Origin of the sequence: Myxococcus sp. CA005 (assembly GCF_006518205.1) — a bacterium.
Lineage (GTDB): Bacteria > Myxococcota > Myxococcia > Myxococcales > Myxococcaceae > Myxococcus > Myxococcus xanthus.
Genome location: NZ_SRLV01000026.1, coordinates 51,322 through 76,404, shown reverse-complemented (window position 1 = coordinate 76,404; position 25,083 = coordinate 51,322). Strand labels below are relative to the sequence as shown.

Annotated in this window: 19 protein-coding genes; 4 read left to right on the top strand and 15 right to left on the bottom strand. The window is 66.8% G+C overall.

What is annotated here, in order from left to right:
• Positions 1-52 precede the first annotated feature (52 nt).
• The 4 genes from FMQ63_RS14120 to FMQ63_RS14105 form a co-directional block, all read right to left on the bottom strand.
• Positions 53-1,468 carry an L-serine ammonia-lyase gene (locus tag FMQ63_RS14120; protein WP_011556130.1) on the bottom strand — a complete coding sequence of 472 codons (1,416 nt, stop codon included), beginning with the start codon at positions 1,466-1,468 and terminating at the stop codon, positions 53-55.
• A gap of 351 nt (positions 1,469-1,819) precedes the next feature.
• On the bottom strand, positions 1,820-2,644 hold the full coding sequence (locus FMQ63_RS14115) for a hypothetical protein (protein WP_011556129.1): 825 nt from the start codon (positions 2,642-2,644) through the stop codon (positions 1,820-1,822).
• Between the two features lie 14 nt (positions 2,645-2,658).
• Positions 2,659-3,462 carry a hypothetical protein gene (locus FMQ63_RS14110; protein WP_225909516.1) on the bottom strand — a complete coding sequence of 268 codons (804 nt, stop codon included), beginning with the start codon at positions 3,460-3,462 and terminating at the stop codon, positions 2,659-2,661.
• A 61-nt stretch (positions 3,463-3,523) separates the two neighbouring features.
• Positions 3,524-5,539 (bottom strand): serine/threonine-protein kinase, encoded by a 2,016-nt coding sequence (locus FMQ63_RS14105; RefSeq protein WP_011556127.1) that lies wholly within the window; start codon positions 5,537-5,539, stop codon positions 3,524-3,526.
• 162 nt (positions 5,540-5,701) lie between these two features.
• Between FMQ63_RS14105 and FMQ63_RS14100 the strand changes: the two genes are divergently transcribed.
• A complete protein-coding gene (locus FMQ63_RS14100) occupies positions 5,702-6,385 on the top strand; it encodes a GNAT family N-acetyltransferase (protein WP_011556126.1) in 684 nt (227 codons plus the stop codon).
• Between the two features lie 75 nt (positions 6,386-6,460).
• Here the strand turns inward: FMQ63_RS14100 and FMQ63_RS14095 are convergent, their stop codons facing one another.
• The 9 genes from FMQ63_RS14095 to FMQ63_RS14055 all read right to left on the bottom strand — a co-directional run bounded on the left by FMQ63_RS14095 (position 6,461) and on the right by FMQ63_RS14055 (position 18,136).
• Entirely contained in the window at positions 6,461-7,852 is a 1,392-nt protein-coding gene (locus tag FMQ63_RS14095) for an ammonium transporter (protein ID WP_011556125.1), read from the bottom strand.
• A gap of 143 nt (positions 7,853-7,995) precedes the next feature.
• Positions 7,996-8,280 (bottom strand): hypothetical protein, encoded by a 285-nt coding sequence (locus FMQ63_RS14090; protein ID WP_011556124.1) that lies wholly within the window; start codon positions 8,278-8,280, stop codon positions 7,996-7,998.
• A 464-nt stretch (positions 8,281-8,744) separates the two neighbouring features.
• Positions 8,745-10,139, bottom strand: coding sequence for a hypothetical protein (locus FMQ63_RS14085; protein WP_225909515.1), 1,395 nt, complete (start codon positions 10,137-10,139; stop codon positions 8,745-8,747).
• Between the two features lie 436 nt (positions 10,140-10,575).
• Positions 10,576-11,679 carry an efflux RND transporter periplasmic adaptor subunit gene (locus FMQ63_RS14080; RefSeq protein WP_020478514.1) on the bottom strand — a complete coding sequence of 368 codons (1,104 nt, stop codon included), beginning with the start codon at positions 11,677-11,679 and terminating at the stop codon, positions 10,576-10,578.
• Between the two features lies 1 nt (position 11,680).
• Positions 11,681-14,824, bottom strand: coding sequence for an efflux RND transporter permease subunit (locus tag FMQ63_RS14075; RefSeq protein ID WP_011556121.1), 3,144 nt, complete (start codon positions 14,822-14,824; stop codon positions 11,681-11,683).
• A complete protein-coding gene (locus FMQ63_RS14070) occupies positions 14,821-16,254 on the bottom strand; it encodes a TolC family protein (protein WP_225909514.1) in 1,434 nt (477 codons plus the stop codon). The genes FMQ63_RS14075 and FMQ63_RS14070 overlap by 4 nt, the downstream gene beginning before the upstream one ends.
• A gap of 225 nt (positions 16,255-16,479) precedes the next feature.
• The gene (locus FMQ63_RS14065) at positions 16,480-16,905 is read right to left on the bottom strand and encodes a hypothetical protein (protein ID WP_225909513.1); all 426 of its coding nucleotides are present in this window, start codon (positions 16,903-16,905) and stop codon (positions 16,480-16,482) included.
• Between the two features lie 159 nt (positions 16,906-17,064).
• Positions 17,065-17,616, bottom strand: a complete 552-nt coding sequence (locus FMQ63_RS14060) for a hypothetical protein (protein ID WP_011556118.1) — start codon at positions 17,614-17,616, stop codon at positions 17,065-17,067.
• Positions 17,603-18,136: an RNA polymerase sigma factor gene (locus tag FMQ63_RS14055; RefSeq protein ID WP_011556117.1), complete on the bottom strand. Its 534-nt coding sequence runs from the start codon at positions 18,134-18,136 to the stop codon at positions 17,603-17,605. The genes FMQ63_RS14060 and FMQ63_RS14055 overlap by 14 nt, the downstream gene beginning before the upstream one ends.
• Before the next feature lie 481 nt (positions 18,137-18,617).
• Between FMQ63_RS14055 and FMQ63_RS14050 the strand changes: the two genes are divergently transcribed.
• Entirely contained in the window at positions 18,618-19,202 is a 585-nt protein-coding gene (locus FMQ63_RS14050) for a hypothetical protein (protein ID WP_011556116.1), read from the top strand.
• 137 nt (positions 19,203-19,339) lie between these two features.
• Here the strand turns inward: FMQ63_RS14050 and FMQ63_RS14045 are convergent, their stop codons facing one another.
• The gene (locus FMQ63_RS14045) at positions 19,340-20,365 is read right to left on the bottom strand and encodes an aldo/keto reductase (protein WP_011556114.1); all 1,026 of its coding nucleotides are present in this window, start codon (positions 20,363-20,365) and stop codon (positions 19,340-19,342) included.
• A 590-nt stretch (positions 20,366-20,955) separates the two neighbouring features.
• Between FMQ63_RS14045 and FMQ63_RS14040 the strand changes: the two genes are divergently transcribed.
• Together FMQ63_RS14040 and FMQ63_RS14035 are read left to right on the top strand one after the other, a co-directional pair.
• The gene (locus FMQ63_RS14040; protein WP_228556417.1) at positions 20,956-21,972 is read left to right on the top strand and encodes a glucose 1-dehydrogenase; all 1,017 of its coding nucleotides are present in this window, start codon (positions 20,956-20,958) and stop codon (positions 21,970-21,972) included.
• A gap of 152 nt (positions 21,973-22,124) precedes the next feature.
• A complete protein-coding gene (locus FMQ63_RS14035; protein ID WP_011556112.1) occupies positions 22,125-23,969 on the top strand; it encodes a glycoside hydrolase family 15 protein in 1,845 nt (614 codons plus the stop codon).
• 158 nt (positions 23,970-24,127) lie between these two features.
• Here FMQ63_RS14035 and FMQ63_RS14030 read toward each other — a convergent pair whose 3' ends face one another.
• Positions 24,128-25,027 (bottom strand): LysR family transcriptional regulator, encoded by a 900-nt coding sequence (locus FMQ63_RS14030; protein WP_011556111.1) that lies wholly within the window; start codon positions 25,025-25,027, stop codon positions 24,128-24,130.
• Positions 25,028-25,083: the final 56 nt, after the last annotated feature.

Below are 25,083 nucleotides of genomic sequence, written 5' to 3'. Positions count from 1 at the left end.
CCCCACGCAACCTACGCACAGCACAACGACTACGACGGAGATTGGTTGCGGCTCAGCATTCGGGAAGGCCCACGCTCAGGTTGGCCACCTCCAGCACGTTGGCGGCCAGCCCCCCTCGCGCCGTCTCCTTGTACTTGTCCTTCATGTCGCGGCCGGTGTCGCGCATCGTCCGGATGACCTTGTCCAGGCTGACGAAGTGGCGCCCGTCGCCGTGGAGGGCCATGCGCGTGGCGTTGATGGCCTTCACGGAGGCCATGGCGTTGCGCTCGATGCACGGCACCTGCACCAGTCCGCCAATGGGGTCGCAGGTGAGGCCCAGGTTGTGCTCCATGGCGATCTCCGCCGCGTTCTCCACCTGGAGCGGCGTGCCCCCCATGACCTCCGTGAGCGCCCCCGCGGCCATGGAGCAGGCGCTGCCGACTTCACCCTGGCAGCCCACCTCCGCGCCGCTGATGGAGGCGTTCTCCTTGTAGAGCACGCCAATGGCACCGGCGGTGAGCAGGAAGCGCACCACGCCGTCCTCGTTCGCGCCGGGCACGAAGCGCCAGTAGTAGTGCAGGACGGCGGGGATGATGCCCGCGGCGCCGTTGGTGGGCGCGGTGACGACGCGGCCTCCCGCCGCGTTCTCCTCGTTGACGGCCAGGGCGTAGAGGTTCACCCAGTCCAGCACGGTGAGCGGGTTGGTGAGGCCGGCCTCGGGACGGCTGATGAGCTTCTGGTACATGCCCGCGGCGCGGCGCTCCACCTTGAGGCCACCGGGGAGGATGCCGCCGCTGGTGCAGCCACGGCGCACGCAGGCCTGCATCACGTCCCAGACGCGCAGCAGCCCGGCGCGAATCTCCGCCTCGTCGCGCCAGGTCTTCTCGTTGGCGAGCATGAGCGAGCTGAAGCTCATGCGCTCGCGCTCGCAGTGGGCCAGCAGCTCGGCGGCGGAGTGGAAAGGGAAGGGCAGCGGCGTGGTGTCCTTGCTCAGCGGGTCCTTGCCCGCCGCGGCGGCGGACTCGTCGACGATGAAGCCGCCACCCACGGAGTAGTAGGCGGTCGATGCCAGCTCCGCGCCGTCCGCGCCGGAGGCGGTGAAGCGCATGCCGTTGGGATGGAAGGGCAGCGAGCGGCGGCGGTGCATGACCAGGTGCTCGCCGTCTCGGAACGTCACCTCGCGCTGACCGAGCAGCGCCACGCGGCCTTCCGCGCGCCAGCGGGAAATGATGGCGGGCACGGCCTCCACGTCCACGGCCTCCGGTGTCTCGCCCATCAGGCCCAGCACCACGGCCTTGTCGCTGCCGTGGCCCTTGCCCGTCGCGCCCAGCGAGCCGAACAGCTCCACCTTGAGCCGGGTGAGCCGCTCCAGCACGCCCGTGTCCGCCAGCTTCCGGGCGAACATGCGCGCCGCTCGCATGGGCCCGACGGTGTGCGAGCTGGAGGGTCCGATTCCAATCTTGAAGAGGTCGAAGACGCTGACGGCCATGGCGAGCGCAACATGCCACGTTTCCAGTTCCGTCCCAGTGTCCCTCCGCCGAAGCGCATGTCACCGCGTGGACGGATGAACGTCATTGGAAGTCCAACGAGCGCGGGTTGCTCGCACTCCAGGCGAGAGTCCTCAGTGCCGTGCGCGTGTGATGCGCTAGACGCGGTGCGTTGTCTGGCCCGCTGCGTCGAAGTGGCGGGCTCAAGCGACGGCGCGCTGCGGGAGCCGAAGGCGAGCGTGGCGCAGTTGAAGGCGTCGCTGCCGCGTCCGTGAGCTGCTGACGCCAAAGACACGAAGGGCCGGGAAGACGTCCGTGGGACGCCGGCTCCCGGCCCTCGTGCTGACGGACGGCTACTGGTCGTCGCAGGGCGTGCCCAGGCGGGCGCCTTCGTACACACCGAGCTCGTTGTAGATGAGCGGCAGGTTCTCATCCACGGGCACCTGGCGCAGCTCCAGGCGGCGCTTGGTGTTTTCAATCCACATGGCGGGCTTCGCCTTGTCGAGCAGCAGGCGGAGGTCACCGCGCTTGGTGGAGAAGATTTCACCTTCGGAGTCGGAGATGACGTTGGTCATCTTCTGAGCCTTCAGGTTGCCGCGCGGCCCGATGAAGACGCGGTAGTTCTTCTTCTCCGCCTCGTGGAAGCCACGGTCCACGAAGTAGTAGGCGCCCTTGGTGTCACGCAGTAGCGCGTAGGGCACGAACTTCTGCGGGTTGGGCTGGAAGGCGGCCTTGCGCAGCAGCTCCGCGGCCGGCTCACCGTCCAGCATGGTGAGAGGAATCTTCTTCTCACCGCAGGTCAGGGAGCAGGTGCGCTCCTTGCGGTCAATCTCCACGCTCGACATCACCCGCCAGTCGATGCCGCGGAAGTTGGGGTTCGCGCCCTTGTTGAAGAAGCGCGGGTCCAGGAAGGACGTGGCCGACGTGTAGGGGCCGGGGCGAGGCACCTGGACGAACTGCTTCTCATCGCCGTAGTAGAGGACGGCGTTGGTGTCCTCGTCGTCGGGCGTGAGCGCCACGAAGTGGCCCTTGCCGTCGGTGCACACCGACGTGGCCTCCAACATCATCTTCTCGCCGAGGTTGGACTCCTTGCCCCAGGGGGGCTGGATGGGCTCGGCCGCCATGGCGGCGGTACACGCGAAAGACATCGCCGCGAAGGCGAAACGCTGGAATCGCATCGTGAAGGCTCCGACTACAGGTTCTGCTTGAAGTACTTGGTGGCGAACTTGTCCTGATTGGAGGCGTCGCGGGAGGTCGTCCAGATGACGCGGTCCGCTTCAATCTTGGGTTCCAACGCGGAGCCGAAGCGGCAGCTGACCTGCTTCACCTTCTCCTGGATGGTCTGCTTCGCGATGGCGGACGCGGTGCACAGCTCCTTGAGGCTGGTCAGCGGGGTGCCACAGAAGCTGGAGATGCTCAGCTCCTTGAGCTGGTCCTCGTTGATGCTGCTCCAGTCGATGCGGGCGGCCACGGACGTGCCACACGCGTTGTTCATCTCCTGGAGGGTGGCGGCAAATTCCTTGTTGTGGCCGGACTCCTCGCCCTTGCGGTCGAAGGCCATCAGCTTCGCCAGGGTGCCGTCCTTCATCTGCTTCTGGTGCAGCGCGTAGACCTCCTCCGGCTTCAGCGCGGCGGTCTTCTTCTCGTCATAGGCCAGGCGGATGGGGCGCTGGCGGCCGGGCACGTAGAGCTCGTACTTCGTGTCGCGTACGTGCAGGGCCGTGTACTTCCGGCCGTGCCACTGGGTGCTGTAGTTGAACTGCTCGGTGCTGCGGGTGCTCCAGTCGTTCTGCTCGTAGGGGAACACCAGGCCGTCGAACTCCGAGCCCGTGCCCTTCACGCGCAGGATGAACTTCTTGTCGGAACGGGGCGTGAGCGGCACCACGGCCACCTCTTCGCCCTCCGTACCGGAGTACACCTTGCCAGCTTCCACCGGCGCGGCGGCCAGGGCCTGCGACGCCCCCAGCGCGACTGCCGTGACAATCACTGCGACCATGTTTCTCAAGCGAATCACCTCGTGTTGCATGAGGGCCCCCCAACCCGGATGGCCCGCTGTTTCAGAGCTCGATGTCGTGCTTCTGGCAGAACTTCTTGACCTTGGCACGCTCCGCTGACGCGACCTTGGGCCACTCGCTGACCGCACCGCCCAGGTCCTTCTGCTGGCAGTATGCGCGGGTGAGCAGCGAATACGCCGCGATGGAGCGCTTCGTGCGCTGGCTGCTGCGTGCCAGCGCGATGGCTCGGCTGGCGTCACCCGAGGCCAACGCGCTTTCTCCTTCCTTCAACAGCTTGCGGACCTGCTCGGGAAGTTCTTCCTTGGGCTCGGGACGCGTCACCGGGCGAGAGGTCGGCTTGTCGGGCGGGGTGACAGTGGCCACCACCACCTGCTGCGGGTTCTCTGTGTCCGGCGGAGTCTGCGTGCCGTTGGCCTGCTCAGTGCCGTTGGCCTGCTCAGTGCCGTTGGCCTGCTCAGTGCCGTTTGTCTGCTGCGTGCCGTTTGCCTGCGTGCCGTTTGCCTGCGTGCCGTTGGCCTGCTGGCCGTTGGTCTGCTGCGCACCGTTGGCCTGCCGCGCGTCCTGGGGCGCGCGGGCGTCTGCCACGGGCGTCGTGGGCGAGCCCGTGCCGGAGGTCCCACCCTTCATCCACCAGACGAGTCCCACGCTGGATGCCAGCAGGACCGCCGCGGTGGCGCCGATGAATGCACCGCGCCCCTTTGCCGCAGGGGGCGGCGAGACCGGCGTGGACGGAGCGGACACCAGCGCGGCGGCGGCATCGGCCTCGGCGGCGCCCGGGATGGGCACGGGAACGCTCACGGCCGTGTGGTGCTGAGCGGGGCGTTCCGGCACGGGAATGGCCGGAAGCTGCTTTGAGATGAGCGTGGGCTCCAGGCCAGGCGGGTCGATGAGCGATGCGGCGGACAACTGCGCCACGCCCATCTGCCCCGTGGCGGATGGACTGAAGCCCTGCGCCTGCGCCACGCCCATCTGCCCCGTGGTGGATGGACTGAAGCCCTGCTGGCCGGTGCCGGGCGCCATCGTGGAATCGAAGCCCTCGCGGCCCGTGTCCGGTGCCACCTTCAGGCTTCCGGGCGGGACGGTGGCGGAGAGTGAGGCCGGGTCCGTGGAGGGCAGCGCGATTCCGGACGCCGGGGCCTGGGGGCGCGGGGCGGGCTGATTGCCCGCCGTGGTGGACAGCGAGTGCAGCGGCGTGCCCGTCAAGTCCTCGATGAAGGAGGAGACGTCCGGGTAGCGCTCGTCCACGCCCTTGGCGAGCGCGCGCATCACCGCGGAGATGGCCTCCGGCGTGGCCTCGGGACAGAGCGGGGCCAGCGGTTCGGGCGGCTCATAGACGACGCGGAAGATCATCTGGGCGAGGCTGCCTGAGCCGAACACGGGTTTGCCGGCCATCATCTCGTAGACGATGCACCCCAGCGCGAAGACATCCGTGCGCGCGTCGATGTCCCGGTTCTTCCCCTGGGCCTGCTCCGGTGACATGTACTGAGGCGTCCCGATGATGGTCGCCTCCTGCGTCTGCACCGTCGTGGAGCTGAGGACCTTGGAGATGCCGAAGTCGAGCAGCTTCACGCGCTCGCCCACCACGCCACCGGAGTCGGTGGGCACCAGGAACACGTTGGCTGGCTTGAGGTCGCGGTGGATGACGCCCGCGCCGTGCGCCGCCTGGAGCGCCGAGCCCATCTGCCGGGTGAAGGAGACCACGTCCTCCATGGGCAGGCGTCCGCGCGCCAGGCGCTCCTGGAGGCTCTCACCGCGCAGGTACTCCAGCACCAGGAACGGGTTGCCGTTCTCCAGGGTGTCGTAGTCGAGCACCTCGACGATGTTGGGGTGGCCCAGCCGCGAGGCAATCTCCGCCTCCCGGCGGAAGCGCGCGAAGATTTCGGGCGTCAGGTGGTCGCCGCCACGCAGCACCTTGACCGCGACCTGCTTGCCGGGAAGCCGCAGGTGTTGGGCCAGGTACACCGAGCCCATTCCTCCCCGTCCCAGTAGGGAGACAATCCTGTACGTATTCCGCAGGACCTCATCAATGCGGAGGTCACCGTCAGCGGGTAGGGTCATGGGGCTGGGACTCTCAGGCAGGGCATTCCGGGGAAACTTCGCCCATTCCATCCTCCCACCCCCCCATGAGGCAACCCTCCTGATGTCGCAGTACACCCAGCCGGGTCGTAGCACGCGACGAGACTGTGCGTCCCACCGGCAGCCTGCTAAGGAGGCGGGCGTATGCCGAAGGCCAAGACTCCCAAACCCCCGGACTCACTCGAAGTCCGAGTGCGCCGCATCCACAGGCGGGACCTGAACCGGACCTGGGAGTTCCTCAAGCTCGTCTTCCGGGACGTGAACCGGGAGACGGTGGAATACCAGCGGCCTCGCTCCAAGCGGCGATTCCTGGAGGTCTACACCTCGGAGTGGATCGAACAGCTCCTCTATGAGGTGGACGGCAGCATCGTCGGTTACTCGGAGTGCGCCTTCGAGGCCACCGGGGACGACAACTGGGTGAACCCCCGCTGGTTCGAGAAGCGGGGCATGCGGCCGCTCTTTGTGGAGGAGCTGGCGGTGCACCCGGACTACCAGGGGCGGGGCGTGGGCAGCTTCATGTTGGATCAGCTCCAGCACCTGGCCCGGACGCGGGGCTGTACGCACCTGGTCCTGGAGGTGGCGGAGAACAACGAGTCCGCCCTGACGTGGTACCGGACGCGGAGCTTCTACAAGCTGGATGCCGCCATCTTCATGGCGCAGAAGGTGCCCGGCGAACCGGACCTGCTGCCGCCGCGCCGGTTGAAGCGCCGGCAGAAGCCCACCGTGGAGACGGGGACGCCCTCGACGGGCCCCATGCCGGAAACCGCGCCCACCCGGGCCGCGGCACGCAAGGGGCGCGCGCCCGCGGCGAGGAAGAAGAGCAGCTGAGGCTGCTCAGGCTTCGAACGGGGCCGCCGCCCGGGACTCCGAGCGGCGGCACGCGACACAGGACTTCGGTGTCGTTCAGGCTGGCTGAGGCAGGCGGGATGCGTCCGGCGCTGGCTCGGTGGCGACCGCCGTCGTCGCGGTGAGCGCGGGCTGTGGCGCGGCCGCGATGATGGACTCGCCCACCGTCTCGCCGTGCTGGCTCAGGTCCAGGCCTTCTTCCTCGTGCTCGCGGGTGACGCGCAGCGGGACGATGCGGTCCACCAACTTGTAGAGCAGGAACGAGCCGGCGAAGGAGAACACCGACACCAGCACCAGCGCCAGCATGTGCATCATGAAGGTGCGCGTCTCGCCGTGGATGAGGCCCACGTCCTTGGCCAGCACGCCCGTCAGCACCATGCCCACCACGCCGCCCAGTCCGTGGCAGGGGAAGACGTCCAGCGTGTCATCAACGGGGGTGCGGTTCTTGAAGTGCACCGCCGCGTTGCTCACGAAGCTGGCGACCAGACCCACGAAGATGCTCTGCCCCACGGTGATGAAGCCGGCCGCGGGCGTCACCGCGACCAGGCCCACCACCGCGCCGATGCACGCGCCCATGGCGCTGGGCTTGCGGCCGCGCAGCCAGTCGAAGGCAATCCATCCCAGCATCGCCGCCGCGGACGCCGTGTTGGTGGTGGCGAAGGCCAGCGTGGCCAGCGACGAGGCCGACATCGCCGAGCCCGCGTTGAAGCCGAACCAGCCGAACCACAGCATGCCCGTGCCCAGCATCACGAAGGGGATGTTGGCGGGCGCGTGCGTCGTGTTCTCCACGTGCACCTTGCGGCGGCCCAGCACCAGCGCGCCAGCCAGCGCCGCGAAGCCCGCGGACATGTGCACCACCGTGCCGCCCGCGAAGTCGAGCACGCCCCACTGACGGAGGAAGCCCTCCGGGTGCCACGTCCAGTGCGCCAGCGGCGCGTAGATGACGAGCGTGAAGAGCACCATGAAGAGCACGTACGCCTTGAAGCGCACGCGCTCCGCGAACGCGCCGGTGATGAGCGCCGGGGTGATGATGGCGAACTTGAGCTGGAACAGCGCGAACAGCATCAAGGGGATGGTGGGTGCCAGGTCCGGGTGCGTCTCACCGCCCACGCCGCTGAACATGAAGAAGGTTCGCGGGTCGCCGATGAGCCCATGGAAGCTGTCGCCGAAGCACAGGCTGAAGCCCACCACCACCCAGATCAGGCTGATGACCGCCATGGCGATGAAGCTCTGCAGCAGCGTGGACACCACGTTCTTCAGCCGCACCATGCCGCCGTAGAAGAAGGACAGTCCCGGCGTCATCAGCAGGACCAGCGCCGTGGCTGTGAGGATCCACGCCGTGTCCGAGGTGTCGATGGGCCCCCCTTGCTTCAACTGCGCCGCCGGTTCGACCAGCAACCCCGTCACACCCACACCCACGAGAAGGGCCATCGCGAACCACTTCTTCATTGCGCCTCCACCCGGAAGACTGACGCAATGCAGGATGTGGCGAGCTCGCGCTAGATTCAATCCGGACTGGTCTTATTTTGAGCTCAGGTAGGTTAAATTGGTCCGGATTTAACCTAAGCTGCGGACGTCGGGCGGGCAGGCGCTCACTTCACCAGGATGCGCCCGTCCTTGATTTCCAGGTCTTCACCGCCCTTGAGGACCACGGTTCCCGCGTCCGTCTTCACGGAGCAGGGCCCGGAGCCCTGGATGGTGACGGAGGCCGTCTGGCTCTTGCCGAACGTCACCGACGTCTTCACGCCGCTACACACCACGGACCACGAGTGGTCGCGCGAATCGCGGTTGTAATAGCGCACCGTCACCGCGGCCCACGCGGCGGACGACGCGAGCAGGGATGCAACCAGTGTCACCGCGGCGAGCTTCGTCTTCATGCCTTCATCCCTGAGTCAGGAGCGTTGGTGCCGCGCACACTGGAGCACGGAGTTGGTGCTTGTCCATGCCTCGCACGTGACGGCAGGCCAAGTCATACGACGCATCCCTGACAGTCGCGCGGACAGGCAGATGCTTTGCCTACGTACAAAGTCGCGCTCGCGTAGCGTTGACCCGGGGGTGAATGATGACCGTGCGCGCCTCGTTCACTCGCGATGACGCCCTGCCCAGGGGGGCTTGGACGCACGCATGAGGCAGCGACCGACTCTGTGACGAGGCTGGCGAGGCGCTCGGAGACCACCCTGACGCCGCGGGGCTCGAAGAAGTCGTCGCCGTTCCAGCGCTTCGGCTCCAGGGTGAAGCCGTTGATGCCATCCGTCCCCACTGCGCTTGAGACGAAGCAGAACAGTAAGCCTCAACGGAGTCGGTGAGGATGTACCAGCGCCGACTCCGCCGAGCGCTGGCGTCAGTGGATGGAGTTGGGGAGGGTCAACGCTCCGCTGACCGTGGTCGCGCTGCCTCTCGGAACATGGTCATACGCGGTCATTGGCTGTCCGGAGCGCGCATATCCTTCCGAGCGAATCGCGTCGATGTGGAGAAAGGAGGTGCCGGGTGGAAGCAGGTCCGGAGGAATGACGACGGAGGTCGCGTCCCCGGCGAGGTAGATGCGTTCGCCACCCACGCGAGAGGGGGCTCCGAATGACACGACATAGCCGTCGGGCGCGCCGTCCGCAGGCGCCTGCCAGGAGATGACCTGAGGTCCGCTGGTGAGCGTTCTCGGGAGGTATCCGTCGGCCCCATCCACCATCAAGGCACGGGGCGGTTGTACAAGGGGACGAATGGGCCGGCCCGAGAGGTTCGCAACACGGTCCACCCATGCAATTGAGCCGGTGGTGAAAAACTGATTCGCCCCGGGGGCGCGGGGAATGCGAAGGCTCACGTAAGCACGAACCAGCACATCCCGGCTGGAGGGATAGGGGTTGCCATAGACGAGGGTGGTCTGGACATCCTCCGCCATGGAGGGTGGGCGCAACATCGCCGCGAGGATGGGCCCATTCGTGGGAACCCTCACATCCGCTTCCCCGGGGATGGTGGTGACGATGGAGAGCACGAGAGGACGCGCCTGGGCGCCTGGATGCGTTTGCTCGGCGAGAGCCTTGAAGTCGGAGACCTTCCAGTCCACGGAGAGTGAATGCGTGCTGGGCACAGCTTGGAGGCTTCCTTGGATGGGCATCAGGTGGGTGCCGTCGAAGTCGAGCGGGGCCAGCTGAGCGGAACGCACGATGGCGCTGTATCCGAGTGGAGTGCCATCGGGCAGCGCCTCGGCCTGTCGCGGGGCGTACTGGTGCACCCAAATCCTATCTCCGCGTTCTCGTTCGAAGACTGGAACAGTGTCCGCGTTGTCAAAACTCCTACCCGAGTTGTTCCATGAGGTCTGGCCCTCGGCGAGTCCGTCAGACACCGCCAGAGTCGCGGAGAGGGGAACTTCTTCGGACATGATTTCCAGCGAGGAGCCCGGCGCCTCGGGTGGCGTTGGGAAGGGGCTGTATTGCCAGGGTTCCAAGTGAGTCAGCGCGATGTCCACATAGGCGAATGACCTGTCTTGCAACCGAACATCGGGGCGTCCCATGAGGTTGATGCTCAGGTCCACGTCACGAGCGCGGGTGACGACGTAGTCCGTGCCCACCTTTACGTAATACGTTCCGTCCGGCACGTTCGAGAAGATGAACTCTCCAGGGCCGCCGATTCTCCCCGGAACTTCGTTCAGCGAGGTTCCGTCCGCGACGAAGAGGGAGATGGGCGTCTTCTCGAAGTCCTCGGGGCGCATCTCGACTCCGCCGGGCGAGTGGTAGCGTCGCATGCGTTGGATGCGCACCTGGAGGGCCGGGTCCTCGTCCGGCCCCGCATCCGGAGCGGGGCCAGCATCCGGAGTAGGGCCCGCGTCGGGTAATGGGCCCGCATCCGGAGTAGGGCCCGCGTCGGGAGTCGGAGAAGATGGCTCTGGCTCCGAGCATCCCAACGCGGTCAGGCAAAGCAATAGAGGCAATGCGGGTGAACGGCTCATCGACATGATTCGTCCAATGAGTGCCCAGAGGCCCGGCCGCCAGCGGGAGGTGTGCGCTGTCTTGCGGTCCCTCGCTTGGAGCGAGCAGCCCGCCGACAGGCGCGGTTGTACATGGCGGTCCTGGAAATATTCCAATCAAAGAGACGAATGATGGGTGTGCAGTTTTATGCACACCCGCCCATCCGCTTCCGGTGCCCGGCCAGTTGACGATTCATGCCGACCTGGGCGGAGCTCAGCCGCCGGCAACGGCCATTCCGTCCTTCATCTCCTCCGACGCCTTCAACACGAGCACGTCTCCAGTCTCAATCGCGCCGAATACCTCGACCTTCTCGCCGGCACGCATGCCGCGTGAGACAGGCACGCGCTTCGCCGCGCCATCCTGCACCCGCAGGACGTAGGTGCCCATTCCGCTCTCCACCAGCGCCGTCCGGGGAATCATGATGGTGGGTCCCTGCGAGGAGAGCGCAATGCTCGCGTCGGCGACCATCAAGGGCAGGAGCGCCCCGTCCGGGTTGTCGACGTCCGCCTCGATTCGCTCCGCGCGGAGTTCCGCGTCGAGCGCCCTCGCCCTCCGGGTGATGCGCGCGGAGAACTCGCGCCCCGGGAGCGAGCGTACGGTGAACTTCACTGTCTCATCCAGGTGGACATAGGGGCTGTACGCCTCTGGAATCGACACGTGGAGCCGAAGCTTCTGGACGGCCCGCACCACCAGCATCGGCTTGTGCGAGCCCCGGCCCGAGGGTCCCACGTAGGTCCCGAGCTCCACGTTCCGTTCCGTCACGACGCCGTCGAATGGTGCCCGCATCACCAGGTAGCTCCGCATGGCCAGGAGCTCGTCGTAGTGCGCCTTGGCGGCGACCACCTGCGCGGCATCCGCCTGCTCCTTCGCCCGCGCCTGGTCGACCGCGTCGTGGGCCACGGCACCCTCGGTCGCGCTGGTCCGCACGGTGCGCTCGTAGCTTGCCTTCGACGCGACATGGAGCGCCTCCATCGCGGCCCACCGCGCCCTGGCGGATGCGAGCTGCGCTTCAATCTCCGGCGCTTCGAGCGTCACCAGCAGGTCGCCCTTCTTGACGACGTCGCCGATATCCACTCGGAGGTGCTTCACGTAGCTGTTGACCTTCGCGTACACGTCCACCGTCTGGTCCGCGACCAGCTCGGCCGGCAGTCGCAGGTTCGACGCCAGCCGGGATGCCTCGACCCGGAAGGTCTCAGTGGCTGCGCGCGCGGTGGGAACGGTGGCCTCCATGGAGGGCTCGGCGGTCCGGCAGCCGCTCACGCTCGCCAACCCACCGAGGGTCAGCAGGATGCACCAGCGGTTCGCTCGTGTACGCATTTCAGGCTGCTTCCATGGCATGGTGTTCACTCTCCACATCGGTAGGGTCAAGAGACCGGGACGTCGTAGGGACCGCGTCCTGCGCCCAGGCGAACGCGAGCGGCAGGCCGAACAGCACCATCAGCGTCGACGCGCTCAGGCCACCGATGACTGCTCGCGCCAGGGGGGCCATCTGGTCGCCGCCCTCCCCATGCCCGATGGCCATGGGCAGCATTCCCGCGAGCATTGCCAGCGTCGTCATCAAGATGGGACGCACGCGCAGCGATACGCCTTCGAGCGCGGCGAGGGGCGCGTTCGCGCCCGCCTTCCGGCGCTGCTCGGCGCTCGCCACCAGCAACACGCCGTTGGCGATGGAGACACCGACGGCCATGATGATGCCCATGTAGGACTGGAGGTTGAGCGTGGAGCCGGTGAGTCGCAGGGAGATGACCGCTCCCAGTACGACGGCCGGAACCGCCGTCAGGACCACGGTGGCCAACCGGAACGACTGGAAGCTGGCCGCGAGCAGCAGGAAGACGACCAGGACCGCGACCACCAGCCCGTTCGCGAGGCTGCGCATGGTGTCGTCGAGGACGACGGAGAGTCCCGCCAGTTGCACGTTGACGCCCTTGGGCAGCTCGCCCATGGATGCAATCGCCGCCTGCACGTCGCGCCGGGCCTGCGCCAGGTCCTTGCCGTGGATATTCGCGGTCACCGAGGCGAACGCCATGGTCCCCAGGTTGTGCGTCTCCCCGTGCGCGATGCCAGGGGTGATGGTCGCCACGTCCCCGAGGACGGGGCGGCTCGCGTTCTTCAACAGCGGCACCTGCGCAAGGTCCTGCTCGCTGTTCAGCTCGCTCGCGGGCGTCTGGACCTGCACGTCGTATGCGATGCCCATCATGCCTTCGACCCACATGTTCTTGGACGTGTAGCGCGAGGACGACGTGGACGCGGTCAGGGAGCGCGTGACGTCCTGCATGTCGATGCCCAACTGGGCCGCGCGAATCCGGTCCACCTCCACGTTCAGGACCGGGTAGCGCAGCGACTGCTGCACCTGCTGGTCTCGCAGATAGGGGATGCCCCGGAGCTTCTCGAGCAGCATCCCCGCGTATTTCTCGTTGACCTTCTTCTTCATCCCGGAGAACCGGACCTCGATGGGATACAGCGCGCCCTGACCGAGAATCTTCTCCGTGATTTCCACGGGCTCGAACGCGACCTGGACGTCTGGCATCGCCTCGCGCACTCGCTGCCGGATGCGCTCCTTCAACGCGTCGATGTCGCCGACGCCGCCCTCGAAGGCGACCTGCAGGAGCGCCTCGTGGGGGCCCGCGTTGTAGAGATAGATGGGGCTGATGGCGAACGATGAGGGGTGCTGGCCCACGTAGGCCGAGGAGATTCGGACCTTCCCGGCGCCCACGACTTCTTCGACGAGGCCCATTGCCTGGTGGACGACCTGCTCGGTCTTCTCGATTCGGGTTCCCTCCGCCGCGCGGAGCCGCAACTGGAGTTGGCTGGAGTTGACTCTCGGCAGCACGTCCTTGCCAATGCGCTGGAGCGAGACCACCGCCAGGACGATGAGGCCTCCCACGCCTGCCGAGACGAGCAACTTCCTGTGCGGCAGCATGCCCTCAATCACGCGGCGCACGCGTCCAGGGGAGGGGCTGGCGCCCTCACCGCCCGGGGGCGGGCCGTGCTGCTTGAGCATCCAGTTCGCCATCACCGGCACCAGTGATTGCGAGAGGAGGAAGGAGACGACCATCGAGCACCCGATGGCCAGCGCGAGCGGTCGGAAGAGCGCCCCGGGGATTCCGCCCATCGTGAGGGCGGGCGCGAAGACAGAGAGGATGCACAGCAGGATGAGCAGCTTCGAGAAGGCGATCTCCAGGCACGCGTCCCACACCGCCACCGCCACCGTCTTGCCTCGCTGGAGGTGCTGATGGATGTTCTCGATGGTCACCGTGCTCTCGTCCACCAGGATGCCAACTGCGAGCGCCAGGCCGGCCAAGGTCATGATGTTGATGGTCTGGCCAAACAGCTTGAGGAACAGCACGCCGGAGATGATGGCGATGGGAATCGTGATGATGACGATGATGGCGGAGCGCACGTCACGCAGGAACAGCAGGACCATCAGCCCCGTCAGCACCGCGCCGAGCACGCCCTCCGCAATCAGCCCCTTCAGAGCCCCCACCACGTAGACGGACTGGTCGAACTCGTAGGAGATGTGCACGTCGTCGGGCAGGTTGCTCTGGATTCGGGGGATGGACTCCTTGAGCTGCTGCACCACGTGCACCGTCGAGGCATTCCCCGCCTTGGCGACGTTGAGATAGACGGAGCGCTTGCCGTTCACCAGGGCGTAGCCGGTGGCGATGTCGGCTCCGTCCTTCACGGTCGCGACATCTCGGACGTAGACGTTCGCCACCGAGCCCTTGAGGAGCGGGATGTTCCCGAAGTCCTCCACGGCGCGAAGGGTGCTGTTGGTCGGGGTGATGTAGGTCACGTCGCCGACGTGGACGTTCCCGGAGGGCGCCGTCACGTTCTGGCGAGCGATGGCCTCCACGACCTGTTCGGGCGTGAGGTTGTGCACGCGCAGCTTCTCCGGCTCGATGTTGATTTCAATCGTGCGCGGGCTGCCGCCGAACGGGGGCGCCGTCGTGAGGCCGGGGATGGAGATGAGGAACGGCCGTGCGGTGAAGTTGGCGATGTCCTGGAGCTGGTTGTTGGTCTTGCTCTCGCTGCGGAACACCAGCTGTCCCACCGGCTGCGACGAGGCATCGAAGCGGATGATGAAGGGGGGAGGCGCACCGGGGGGCAGGAACACCTGGGAGCGATTCGAGAGCGCGTTGATCTCCGCGACCGCTTGCCCCATGTCGGTGCCTTCGTAGAACGAAAGCTTCATCAGGGTCAGGCCCTGGGAGTTCTTCGTCTCGATGTTCTTGATGCCGTTCGTGAACAGCATCATGTTCACGTACATCTTCGTGAAGTACCCCTCCATCTGTGCCGGCGTATACCCGTTGAAGGTATGCGCGATGTACACGACAGGGAGGTTCATCTCCGGCAGGACGTCGACCTTGATGTCTCCGGCCGCACGCACACCAAAGAAGACCATGGCGACGACCAGCACGAGTACGGTGATGGGCCTTCGTAAGGAGACCTTCAGGATGCTCATTGCTTCTTCACTCCACGGACCTGCTGCAGGAATTCGTTGAGGTCACCGGCCGCGGCCGACTTGAGGAGAAGGGCTTGCCAGATGCCGTTCTGGGCGAGCTCGAGGTCGACATCGGCCCGGGTCGCGGAGAACGTCGCCTGGGTGAGTTCGACAATCGTCCCGAGCCCACTGTCGTAGCGGGCCTTGCTCTGCCGGAACCCCTCCGTGGCGGCGTCCCGTTGCAACACGGCGTGGTGGGTCACCTCTCGCGCCAGGTCGAACTTGTGCTCGGCGAAGCGCGCCTGGGCAACCAGCTCCTGGGTGACCAACTCCTGCTCCTGGTGGAGCGCGCGGGTACGCGCGTCCCGCGCCGCCTCGCTGGAGAAGCTGCGCAGCACGGAGGCCAGGTTCCAGCTCAATCCCAACCCGACAAGGGTGTTGCCCCGATCGATGCCTACCCCGCCGAGGTACCCGCTCGAGAATGCGCCCGGGTCCTGCGCATAGTTGGAGCGAAAGCCCGAGCCGCGCCCCTGCAACATTCCGAAGGCGAAGAGCGTGGGAAGGCCCTCGGCCGCGGCCACCTTCTTTTCCTGCTCGCTGCGGCGGACCTTCCCTTCATGCTCCGCGAGGACGGGATGTCCGGGCGCGACGTGCGCTGGCTCGCCGGACTCGGGCGTCGACTGGTGGAACGTCGGCTCGAGCTGGAACTCGCGAAACGGAACGCCCATCAGGACCGCAAGCTCCTTCGATGCCAGGAGCTCGGCGTCGTAGGCCTTGAGCTGGAGGGACCTGGCGTTGGCGAGTTCGGCGCGCGCGAAGGAGACATCCACCCCGGGGACCAATCCGTTCTCGGCGTGGCTCTGGACGGACTCGAGCACGACCTCGAAGCGCGCCACGCTCTGCTTCTGGATGTGGGTGATGCGCTGAGCGGTCGATAGGTTGAGGTACGCGTGGGTGACGCGAACCCCATGCTGGAACCGCGCGAGTTCGAGCTCGCGCTGTTTCAGTTCGTGCGTCCTCTCCGACAGCTCAATCTGCCGGTCGAGACGGCCGAAGGTGGAGACGTTCCAGTGGACGAGCACCGAGTACAAGGCGCCGAACGCCGCGTTCCAGTTCTGCTCCGGCAACGGGAGGCTGGTCGATGCATTGGAGGGTCCGCCAGGAGAATAGAGCGTCCCATGCAGGGCATTCACAGTGCCGAATGTCTGCTGCGCCGACAGCACGACGTCAGGGAGATAGCTCTTCCGGGTGTATGACACATCATGCTCAGCCGCGTCGCGACGAGACTGCTTCGCGCGGATGTCGCCGTAGTTGTGAAGCGCGGTGTCCAATGACTCGCGCAGGGTCAACGTTTGAGCCAGGGCTTCGGCCGGAGATAAGGCAACGGCGAGCATGGCGCCGAAGCCTGAAATGGCGGCGGCGCCACGCGAGAGCAATGCAAACCCGTACACGACATCTCCTTGATGATTCACGCACAGCGACGAGGTGCGCCGAGCCTGCCGTCCGCGGATGCGTGCGAGCGAACTGGCTGAATCGACGTGTTCCTAGGCGCGTCAGGTGTGGAGCGTGACACCTTGAGATTCGTTGGGGTCCGGCGGGGGCAGCGCTTGCGGGGACTCACGAGGCCGCCCACGCCATTCGAGGGCCGCGTCCGGGACTTTCCAGCGGGCGCAGACCTACCGGGGCGCCCCCGCAGCCTGACGCGAGTAGGCGGCGAAGGTCTGGTCGTTCTCGAAGTAGAGCGCGGAGTTGTCCTGCGTGATGCCGATGACGGCCGTCGCCTTGTCCACGGGCCGCTGGCTCACCGGGTCCGTCGCGGTCCGGAACGTCGCGTCATTCGCGAGCCGGTCCTTGCACATCTCGCAGCAGCCGTAATACGTGCGCCCGCTGACCTCGACGGGAATCTGTGGCTGTCCCATGTGCTGGTCGTTCACCATGCAGACAAGGCTGCGGTCCGTGACGAGGGTGAGGTGGCCTTGCTGCCCCGCACTCTGTTCAAGGGCTGGAGGTGCTGGCGTCACCTTCATGGCGGGCGCGGCCTGCTGCTTACAGGCCCCCGCGAGCATCATCAGTCCCACTACAGCCCAGAGATTGGCTCTCATCGTCATGTCTCCCTTTGAAGGGTCTCCGCCAAGCCGGAGTTAACGATTCTCGAGCGGCCGAACGTCTCATGACCAGGCGGAGGCCAGCGCTCCGAGGAAATTCGGGGCGATGGTGCGAGTCCGAGCATCGGCGAGCGTTCGAGAATCAAGAGCGTTTGTTCAGGATTCTTTCTTGCTGAAAGCGCGACGCAAGAGGCCAGGAACAATCCCTGCTCCGAAGCCCATGCCAAGGCCGACGATACCCGATGCGCCCATGCACGCGCAGCCCATGGCGCCGGTAAGTAGCGCGAGTCCGGAGGCAGAGACCCAGAACCAGGGGCCCGCGCGACGCTGGAGGCTGACCCCCGACACGGCCATGCCCGCGACCACACCGCCGAGCACACACGCAGGGATGCACAAGAAGGAGCAGTTGGCTGTGCCGCAAGTGTGCAGGGTGCCGGTGCCGAGCGCGAGCGCGAGCGGGACGAGCCCCGCGATGACGCCAGGCAGGAACGCCTTCTGCGGATCGCGGCCGTGCCAGAGCATCATCGCTCCCATGAGCGCTGTCGCCAGGCCGAACGTGAGAGGTGGCGCGGGCCGGCTCGCGAGAAGGGCGGCAATCGCGGTGACGACGACAATCGGGAGCACGCCCACGAGCGCGCGCCGCAGCCTCGCGAGCTCGTAGGTCCGGCGCACCCGTCGTTGAAGCAGTTGGATGTCAGTCGAGCCCATAGAGCCTCCTGAAAGTCTTTCGGAGCCGGTCCAGTGCGCGCTCCCGGCGCTTTCGCAGCGTGGCGCCAGAGACCGACGCGGCCTCGTCCCAGAACGTGGCGATGAGCACCTCGCGGTCCAACTCCGAGAGCTCTCCCAGGGCGGCCATCGCGGCGGCGGTCAGGTCCCGCTGGAGGAACTCCTCCTCCGCGTGAGGTCCGGCGCACGAGGGCATGGCGTCCGCCTGGGATTCGCGCCGGCGATCTCGGCGGCGCGCCAGGGTCCGGCACTCCCAGCCCGCGATGGCGAGGGCCCAGGGCATCGCCGGACGGGTCTTGTCGAAGTCGGAGGCGCGTTCGAGAATCTTGTGCATCGCTTCCTGGCCGGCGTCAGCGGCGTCTGCTTCGTTCCTGAGCAGGCTCAGGCATAGCTTCTGGATGGGGCCCCAGAGCAACTCGAAGACACGCGTGAACGCGACCCGGTCGCCCTCGGCGAGCCGTGCCATCAGCGCATCGAGTTCAGAGACCGTGCGCACGCTCATGCTGAATGCTTCCGGTTCAGGCCCGTACCTCGAGGGAAGTCACCCTGCTCCCCTGTGAATCGGTCAACCCAGCGACATCGGGGCACGAGCAGGCGCCCTCCGGCCCGCGCAAACGACCTGTTCCTGCTCCGGCGCGAAGTCAACAGCGGCATGCATCAAGAAGGTCCTCTGGGACGGGCCTCGTGCCGTCCTCGCGCCTTCTAGGCGGCACGGCCGATGAGCGTGACAGGCCTTCGTTCGAATTTCCCGGACATGGCGCAAGGCGTCCCGTCACCCAGGCGCCATCCTGGCAGAGGCCCGGACCTTCCCTCCCAGGGCATCCAGGCCACAGGTTGGGTGAGCACCCCTGGGCCTACCCACAGTTCAGTCGCTGCGCCTGGGAGGCGCTGGGACGCTGTCACGGAGGGGCTCGGTCGATTTCCTGCAACGGTGTCGCCCGGCCTGTCTCTCCCTGTCAGGAGGGGGTGTTCATTCCCCCACCGTGACTCCTCGGGAGGACGACATGAAGGCGATGACGCGGTACCTGGTGCTTTTCTCCATGCTGGCGGTGGGTTGTGGTGACTCGAGCGATGGTGATGGGGACTCCGCACTCAAGTGCGACGCGATCGGATGGTGTACCTCGTGGGAGTCGGACCAGGCGCCGGTGACGGACGCCCCCGCGCTGAAGGGAGGCTCGGTGCCTGAGGGGCTGTATCGCCTGGAGCGCGGCTCGGAGGACGCGCGCGCCCTGCTCTTCAAGGGCAAGTCCGTCCTCAAGGTGGGCGGCAGCTGGGGGAACATCCTGGGGACCTGGAAGGTGGATGGGAACCACCTGGTCATCACCACGGCGAGTTCCTGCTACGGGACCAGGGAGGATGCCTTCAACGAGACCTTCCGTTATGCGTTCGCCGTCAAGGGGGACACGCTGTACCTGCACGAGGACGAGTTCGAGGATATGCCCATCATGGCCTGGCGCAAGGTGGACTCGCTCTGTCAGGAGAACGCCTCGTTCAACTGCAAGGTGAGCAACTGCACCTGCAAGTACGTGGCGAACTCGTCCTTCGATACCTCGGAAAGGTGCTTCTGAGCCAGGACGTCACGGGCCTCGGGCAAAGCCGGGGCACGCGGGTCGGTCGAGAAGCTGCATCAGGTCCGCGCTTCTTGTCCTGAAGCGAAGGAAATGGCTTCGGCTCGGACAGCAGCGCAGGATGCCTCCAGCGTGGGTCAGGCGGGCGCCCCTGGCCGCTCGCCCGATTCTTCCGGACGTTGCTCCGGGGGCGCCATGAACTCGGGGCCTACGGGCTCGGGCACGGACTCGTTCACCACCGAGTCCGTGTACGTCAGGGCCTCGTCGTCGAGTCTCCAGCCAATCACGTCCCGCAGCGGCTCCAACTCGCCGGGGTGGCGGGCTCCCCACAGCGCCACTGTGACGCCGGGCTGGTCCAGCACCCAGCGGACCGCGAACGGGAGCACGCCCTTGTCGTAGCGCTCGCGCGCGAACTGCGCGAGCCGCTGGACGGCCTGCAGGTACTGTGCGTAGCGCGGAGGCAGGAACTTGGGGTCGGTCTGTCGCAGGTCGTCTCCTTCGAACCGGGTGTCCTTGTTCATCGTCCCGGTCAGGAGTCCCCGGCAGAGTGCGCCGTAGGTGAGGGTGGCCACGCCATTCGTGCGGCACCAGGGGATGATGTCTTCCAAGGCTTCCCGTTCGAAGAGGTTGAGCGGGGGCTGCGCCGAGGCGAGCGGCGCCACACTCCGGAACCGCTCCATCGCCTCGATGGAGTAGTTGGAGACGCCGATCGCGCGGATCTTTCCGGCGCGCTGGAGGTCGAGCAGCGCCTGGGCAGTCTCCTCATATGGCGTGGAGAAGTCCGGCCAATGGACCTGGTAGAGGTCGACGTAGTCGGTGCGCAGGTGTCTCAGCGAGACCTCGAGCTCCTGGATGACCTGTTGTCGCGACGAGTTGCGGATGACTCCGTCCCCGCGCCGCTCCAGGCCCACCTTGGTTGCCACGACGACCTTCTCACGCCCGCCTCGTTCGGCGAGCGCCCTGCCCACGACCTTCTCGGAGTGACCGAAGCCGTATGCCGGCGCGGTGTCGATGAGCGTGATGCCCAGGTCGAGCGCCGCGTGGATGGTCCGCACCGACTCGTCGTCGTTGGTGCCGCCCCACTGCGACCCGCCCATGGCCCAGGTCCCCAGGCCCACGCGGCTGGCAGGGGCCGAAATGCCGAGAATCGATGCGTACTCCATGGCTCTCCTCCGTGTGCGTATTGCTGTGTGCGTATTGCTACCCTCGTGCGGGGGCTCATCCGGGGGGCGGCGCGGCTTCGGGGCTGGTGTTCAGGATGGATGGTGCATCGGCGGTGTCGTTCCGCCTCCCGTTGGCAGCGCCTTGATTCCAGTCGAATTGCAGCCGTGGGTCGTCGATGCGGGCGTCACGCATGCGTCCGAGGCCTCCGGTTTGACCGGGGGGCCTCGCACGCGCGGATGAGCGCCCGGCCGGTAGGCGGGGGCCTCTTCGGGTTTGCATCGTTGTCCCACCATGCCTGGCTGCGAAATGCCCCCCTTCGTGTCATTCGTCGCCCTGGCACATCGGTGTGCACCGCTCACCCGCGAATCAAGCTGTCGCCTGGCGGGGGCAGGGAGCCGACTCGCACTGCCCGGCTGACGAGGGCGTGGAACTGCCGCACGGTGCGGCCGTCCGGCCCCTGCATTCCGTCGCGAGGGCGTGCCTATTTGAAAGACATACCCGTCATTGAGCGAGGTGCGGCATGCATGCGGTGGCAGTGTTTCCAGGGACGCGCGAGGTTCGCCTCGTCGACCCGCCGGAGCCTCGGCCCGTGACGGGCTCTCAGGTGCTCCTGAAGGTCCTCGAAGTGGGCATCTGCGGCACGGACCGGGAGATCGGTGCCTTTGAATACGGGACGCCTCCTCCGGACTCCGACCACCTCATTCTCGGGCACGAGGCGCTCGCGGAGGTGGTGGAGACGGGCCCGGACGTCACCCTGGTCCGCGAGGGAGACCTCGTGGTCCCCACCGTTCGCCGGCCCTGTCCCCATGCGCGCTGCCGTCCCTGTCGCGCGGAGCGTCAGGACTTCTGTGTCACGGGGGATTTCCGGGAGCGGGGCATCAAGGCGGCGCACGGCTTCCTCCAGGAGTGGGTGGTGGAAGAGGAGGGGCACCTGGTCGTGGTGCCCCGCAAGCTCTCCGACGTGGCGGTGCTGGTCGAGCCGCTCTCCGTGGCCGCCAAGGCCGCGGAGCAAGTACAGGCCATCCAGCGGAGGCTGCCCTGGGAGCGCGCGCGCGTGCGAGCCCTGGCACTCGGCGCCGGACCGGTGGGGCTCCTGGGCGCCATGAGCATGGTGGTGAACCACTTTGACACCTTCGTCTACTCCCTGGAGCCCGCGGCCAGCGAGCGCGCGAACCTCATCCGCTCCTTCGGTGCCACCTACGTCTCCGGACAGGACGTGCTCCTTGGGGAGCTCGGAAAGAAGGTCGGGACGTTCGACATCATCTACGAGGCTGTGGGCATGTCGAAGGTCGCGTTCGCGGCCCTCGATGCGCTGGGGCCCAATGGGCTCTTCATCTTCACAGGCATTCCCGCGCACGGCGGCCCGAACCCCGTGGATACGGACACCCTGATGCGCAACATCGTGCTGAGGAACCAACTGCTCCTCGGGACCGTGAATGCGAGCCGGAGCGCTTACGAGCTGGCGCTCCGCGAGCTGGAGCAAGCGATGTTCTTGTTCCCGCAGAGCGTGCGCGCCCTCATCACCCATCGGGTTCCCATCCAGGAGGCGCCCGCGCTCCTCACGGAATCAGGTGGCATCAAGCAGGTGGTCCAACTGGCTTCATGAGTGAGAAGTCCTGGGGCTCCGGCCCGGGGCCTGCTCCGCCGCCGGCCCGGGGCCTTTTGATGGCGGGCCGACGCGGCTGACGCTCACTCCGCTGCCCGGGCGCGTCGGGGCGGAGCGTTGCGCGAGCCCGTCTCACATCCCAATGTCCAGACATGTCATCCCCCCTCGAGCACTACGGCCTTATCGGTGACCTGACGACCATTGCGCTGGTATCTCGGAGCGGCTCCATCGACTGGATGTGCCTGCCGCGCATCGACTCCGATGCCTGCTTCGCCAAGTTGCTCGGCACAAACGAGCATGGCTACTGGAGCCTCCGGCCCGCGGTGGAGGTCCGGGCCGTCCAGCAGCGCTACCGGCCGGAGACGTTGGTGTTGGAGACGGAGGTTACCTGTGACGGCGGCCGGGCGCGCATCATCGACTTCATGCCTCCGGGGGAGACTGAGCACGACATCATCCGCATTGTCGAGGGACTCGAAGGTGAGGTCCCGATGCATTCCGACCTCAGGGTGCGCTTTGGTTATGGCAAGTTGACCCCCTGGATTCAGTGCAACAGCCACCGCGCCACCCTGACCTCGGGGCCGGACGCGCTCGCATACATCAGCCCGGTTCCGCTCGTACCGGACTGGGATGCGTCCCGCCTGGAAGCGGACTTTGTCGTCCGCGCAGGTGAGCGGCTCCCCTGCTCGCTGACGTTCTATGCGTCGCACCTGGCTGCGCCGGGGCACCCTGTCGATGCGGAGCGGGACCTGGTGCGGACTGAGCAGTACTGGCGTGAATGGGCGAGCCGGTGCCGATACGAGGGCTCTTTTCGCGACGCCGTGGTGCGCTCGCTCATCACCTTGAAGGCGCTCACCTATGAGCCGACCGGAGGCATCGTCGCGGCACCGACCACGTCGCTCCCCGAAGAACTCGGCGGAGTCCGAAACTGGGACTACCGCTACTGCTGGCTTCGAGACGCATCCCTCACGCTCGAGGCGCTGATGCGAGGAGGCTACCTCGATGAGGCGCGGGCCTGGCGCGACTGGCTATTGCGTGCCGTCGCTGGCGCTCCGGATGAGGCGCAGATCATGTACGGCGTCGCCGGCGAGCACCGTCTCCCCGAGGTCGAGCTGCCATGGCTTCCCGGCTACGAGGAGTCCCGGCCGGTGCGCATCGGAAATGGCGCGTACGGCCAGTTCCAGCTCGACGTCTACGGTGAAACGCTGAACGCGATGTACGAGGCGCGCGTGTACGGGGTGCAGGAGGCCGGATCGCTCCCCTGGGACACGCTGAAGGTGCTCGTCGACTTCGTGGAGAAGAGCTGGCAGCGTCCGGACGAGGGCATCTGGGAGATCCGCAGCAAGCGCCAGCTCCACTTCACGCACTCGAAGCTCATGGCGTGGGTCGCGGTGGATCGAGGCGTCCGCTTCGTCGAGCAGTTCGGTGCCAACGCGCCGGAGAAACTGAAGAAGCGCCTGCCCCGCTGGCGCGCGCTGCGCGAGGAGATCCGCGCCGACATCCTGGCGCGTGCCTACAACTCGCGCGTGGGGGCCTTCACGCAGTCCTATGGCTCGGACGCCCTCGACGCGAGCGTGCTCCTGATTCCGCACATGGGCTTCCTGCCTGCGGATGACCCGCGCATGTTGGGCACTGTCGCCGCCATCGAGAAGGGCCTCACCAAGGCTGGGTTTGTGGAGCGCTACTTGGCCGAGACGGGCGTGGACGGACTGGCGGGCCATGAGGCCACGTTCCTCATCTGCAGCTTCTGGCTCGTCGACAACTACACCATGGTTGGGCGCCTCGACGAGGCGGGGGCGCTGTTCCAGCGCCTCGTCTCCATCCGGAACGACCTCGGGCTGCTGGCCGAGGAGTACCACCCCGGGCTGCACCGCCAGCTTGGCAACTTCCCACAGGCGTTCTCCCATGTCGGGCTCATCAACAGCGCCGTGTTGCTGGAGGCCAAGCGGGCAGGGCGGGACGTGTCGTTCACCGCCATGGCCGCCGCGAGCATGCACTAGGCGCCCGAGGTGCAACCACTCCCCAGCCCCACCTGGCCAGGGCACGTGCCCCCTGTGTCAGGGATGCTGTCGCCTCGGCGGACGTGCCGAGCTGACCATCTTGTGTCCCACGTGACATGCAGCGCTTGTCGATGCTGCGACCTCCGGTGGGGTCCCGCTCATGTGTTGGCGGTCGTGCGCAGCGCCGCGAGGAATTGCTGCACGACCGGCGAGTTCGCTTGGCCGTCGTACACGAATTCGACGTCGAAGCGGCCGTCGAGCTCGTCAATCGGGACCAGCCGCACCGTGCGTGGGCACGTCGGTGAAATGCTCTCCGGCACGAACGCGTAGCCCATTCCGGCTGCGACGAGTCCGATGAGCGTCGGGATGTCGCTGCCGACCTGCGCGATGCGCGGCGTGAAGCCGGCCCGCCGGCACTGCTCGAGCAAGAACCGGTGATGCGCTGCGGACCGGAGTGGGTCGAACCAGACGAACGGCGCGCCTGCGAGTTCGGCCAGTTGACGAGGCGCGCGGAAGCGCTGGCCCGGCGTGGATAGCATCGCGAGCACGAATCGGTCGCGTAGCAGCCGCATGCCTGACAGATGCGGTGCCTCGCTCTGTCGCCACGCCATGATGCCGCCATCGAGATCGCCGCGTGATATCGCAGTCGCCTGCTCGGCTGATAGCATTGGCGTGATCGACAGCATGACGTCCGGGCAGGCGCTCCGGAAGGCCTTGAGGACGTTCGACACCATCGGCAACGGGAAGTAATTCGGTAGGACGCCGAGACGCAGCTCGCCGAGTTGGCCGGCCGCGCTGCGCAGCGCGCGCTCGCGGCTGGCCTGCAGCTCGGCGAGTAGGCGCGTAGCGTCCTGCAGGAAGCTCGCGCCGGCTGCTGTGAGTGCGATACCCGTCGAGCGGCGGATGAGTAGCGGGGTGCCGACCGCTTCCTCAAGCTCGCGGATCTGTCGGGAAAGCGCGGGTTGCACAATCCCGAGTGCGCGGGCGCCGGCCATCATGCTGCCGGCCTCAGCGACTGCCACAAAGTAGCGCAGATGGCGCAATTCGACCTGTCGCATGAGATGCCTGTCCGTTCCGTCGATATACTCAATAGGCATGACGGGCTGCACTGAAG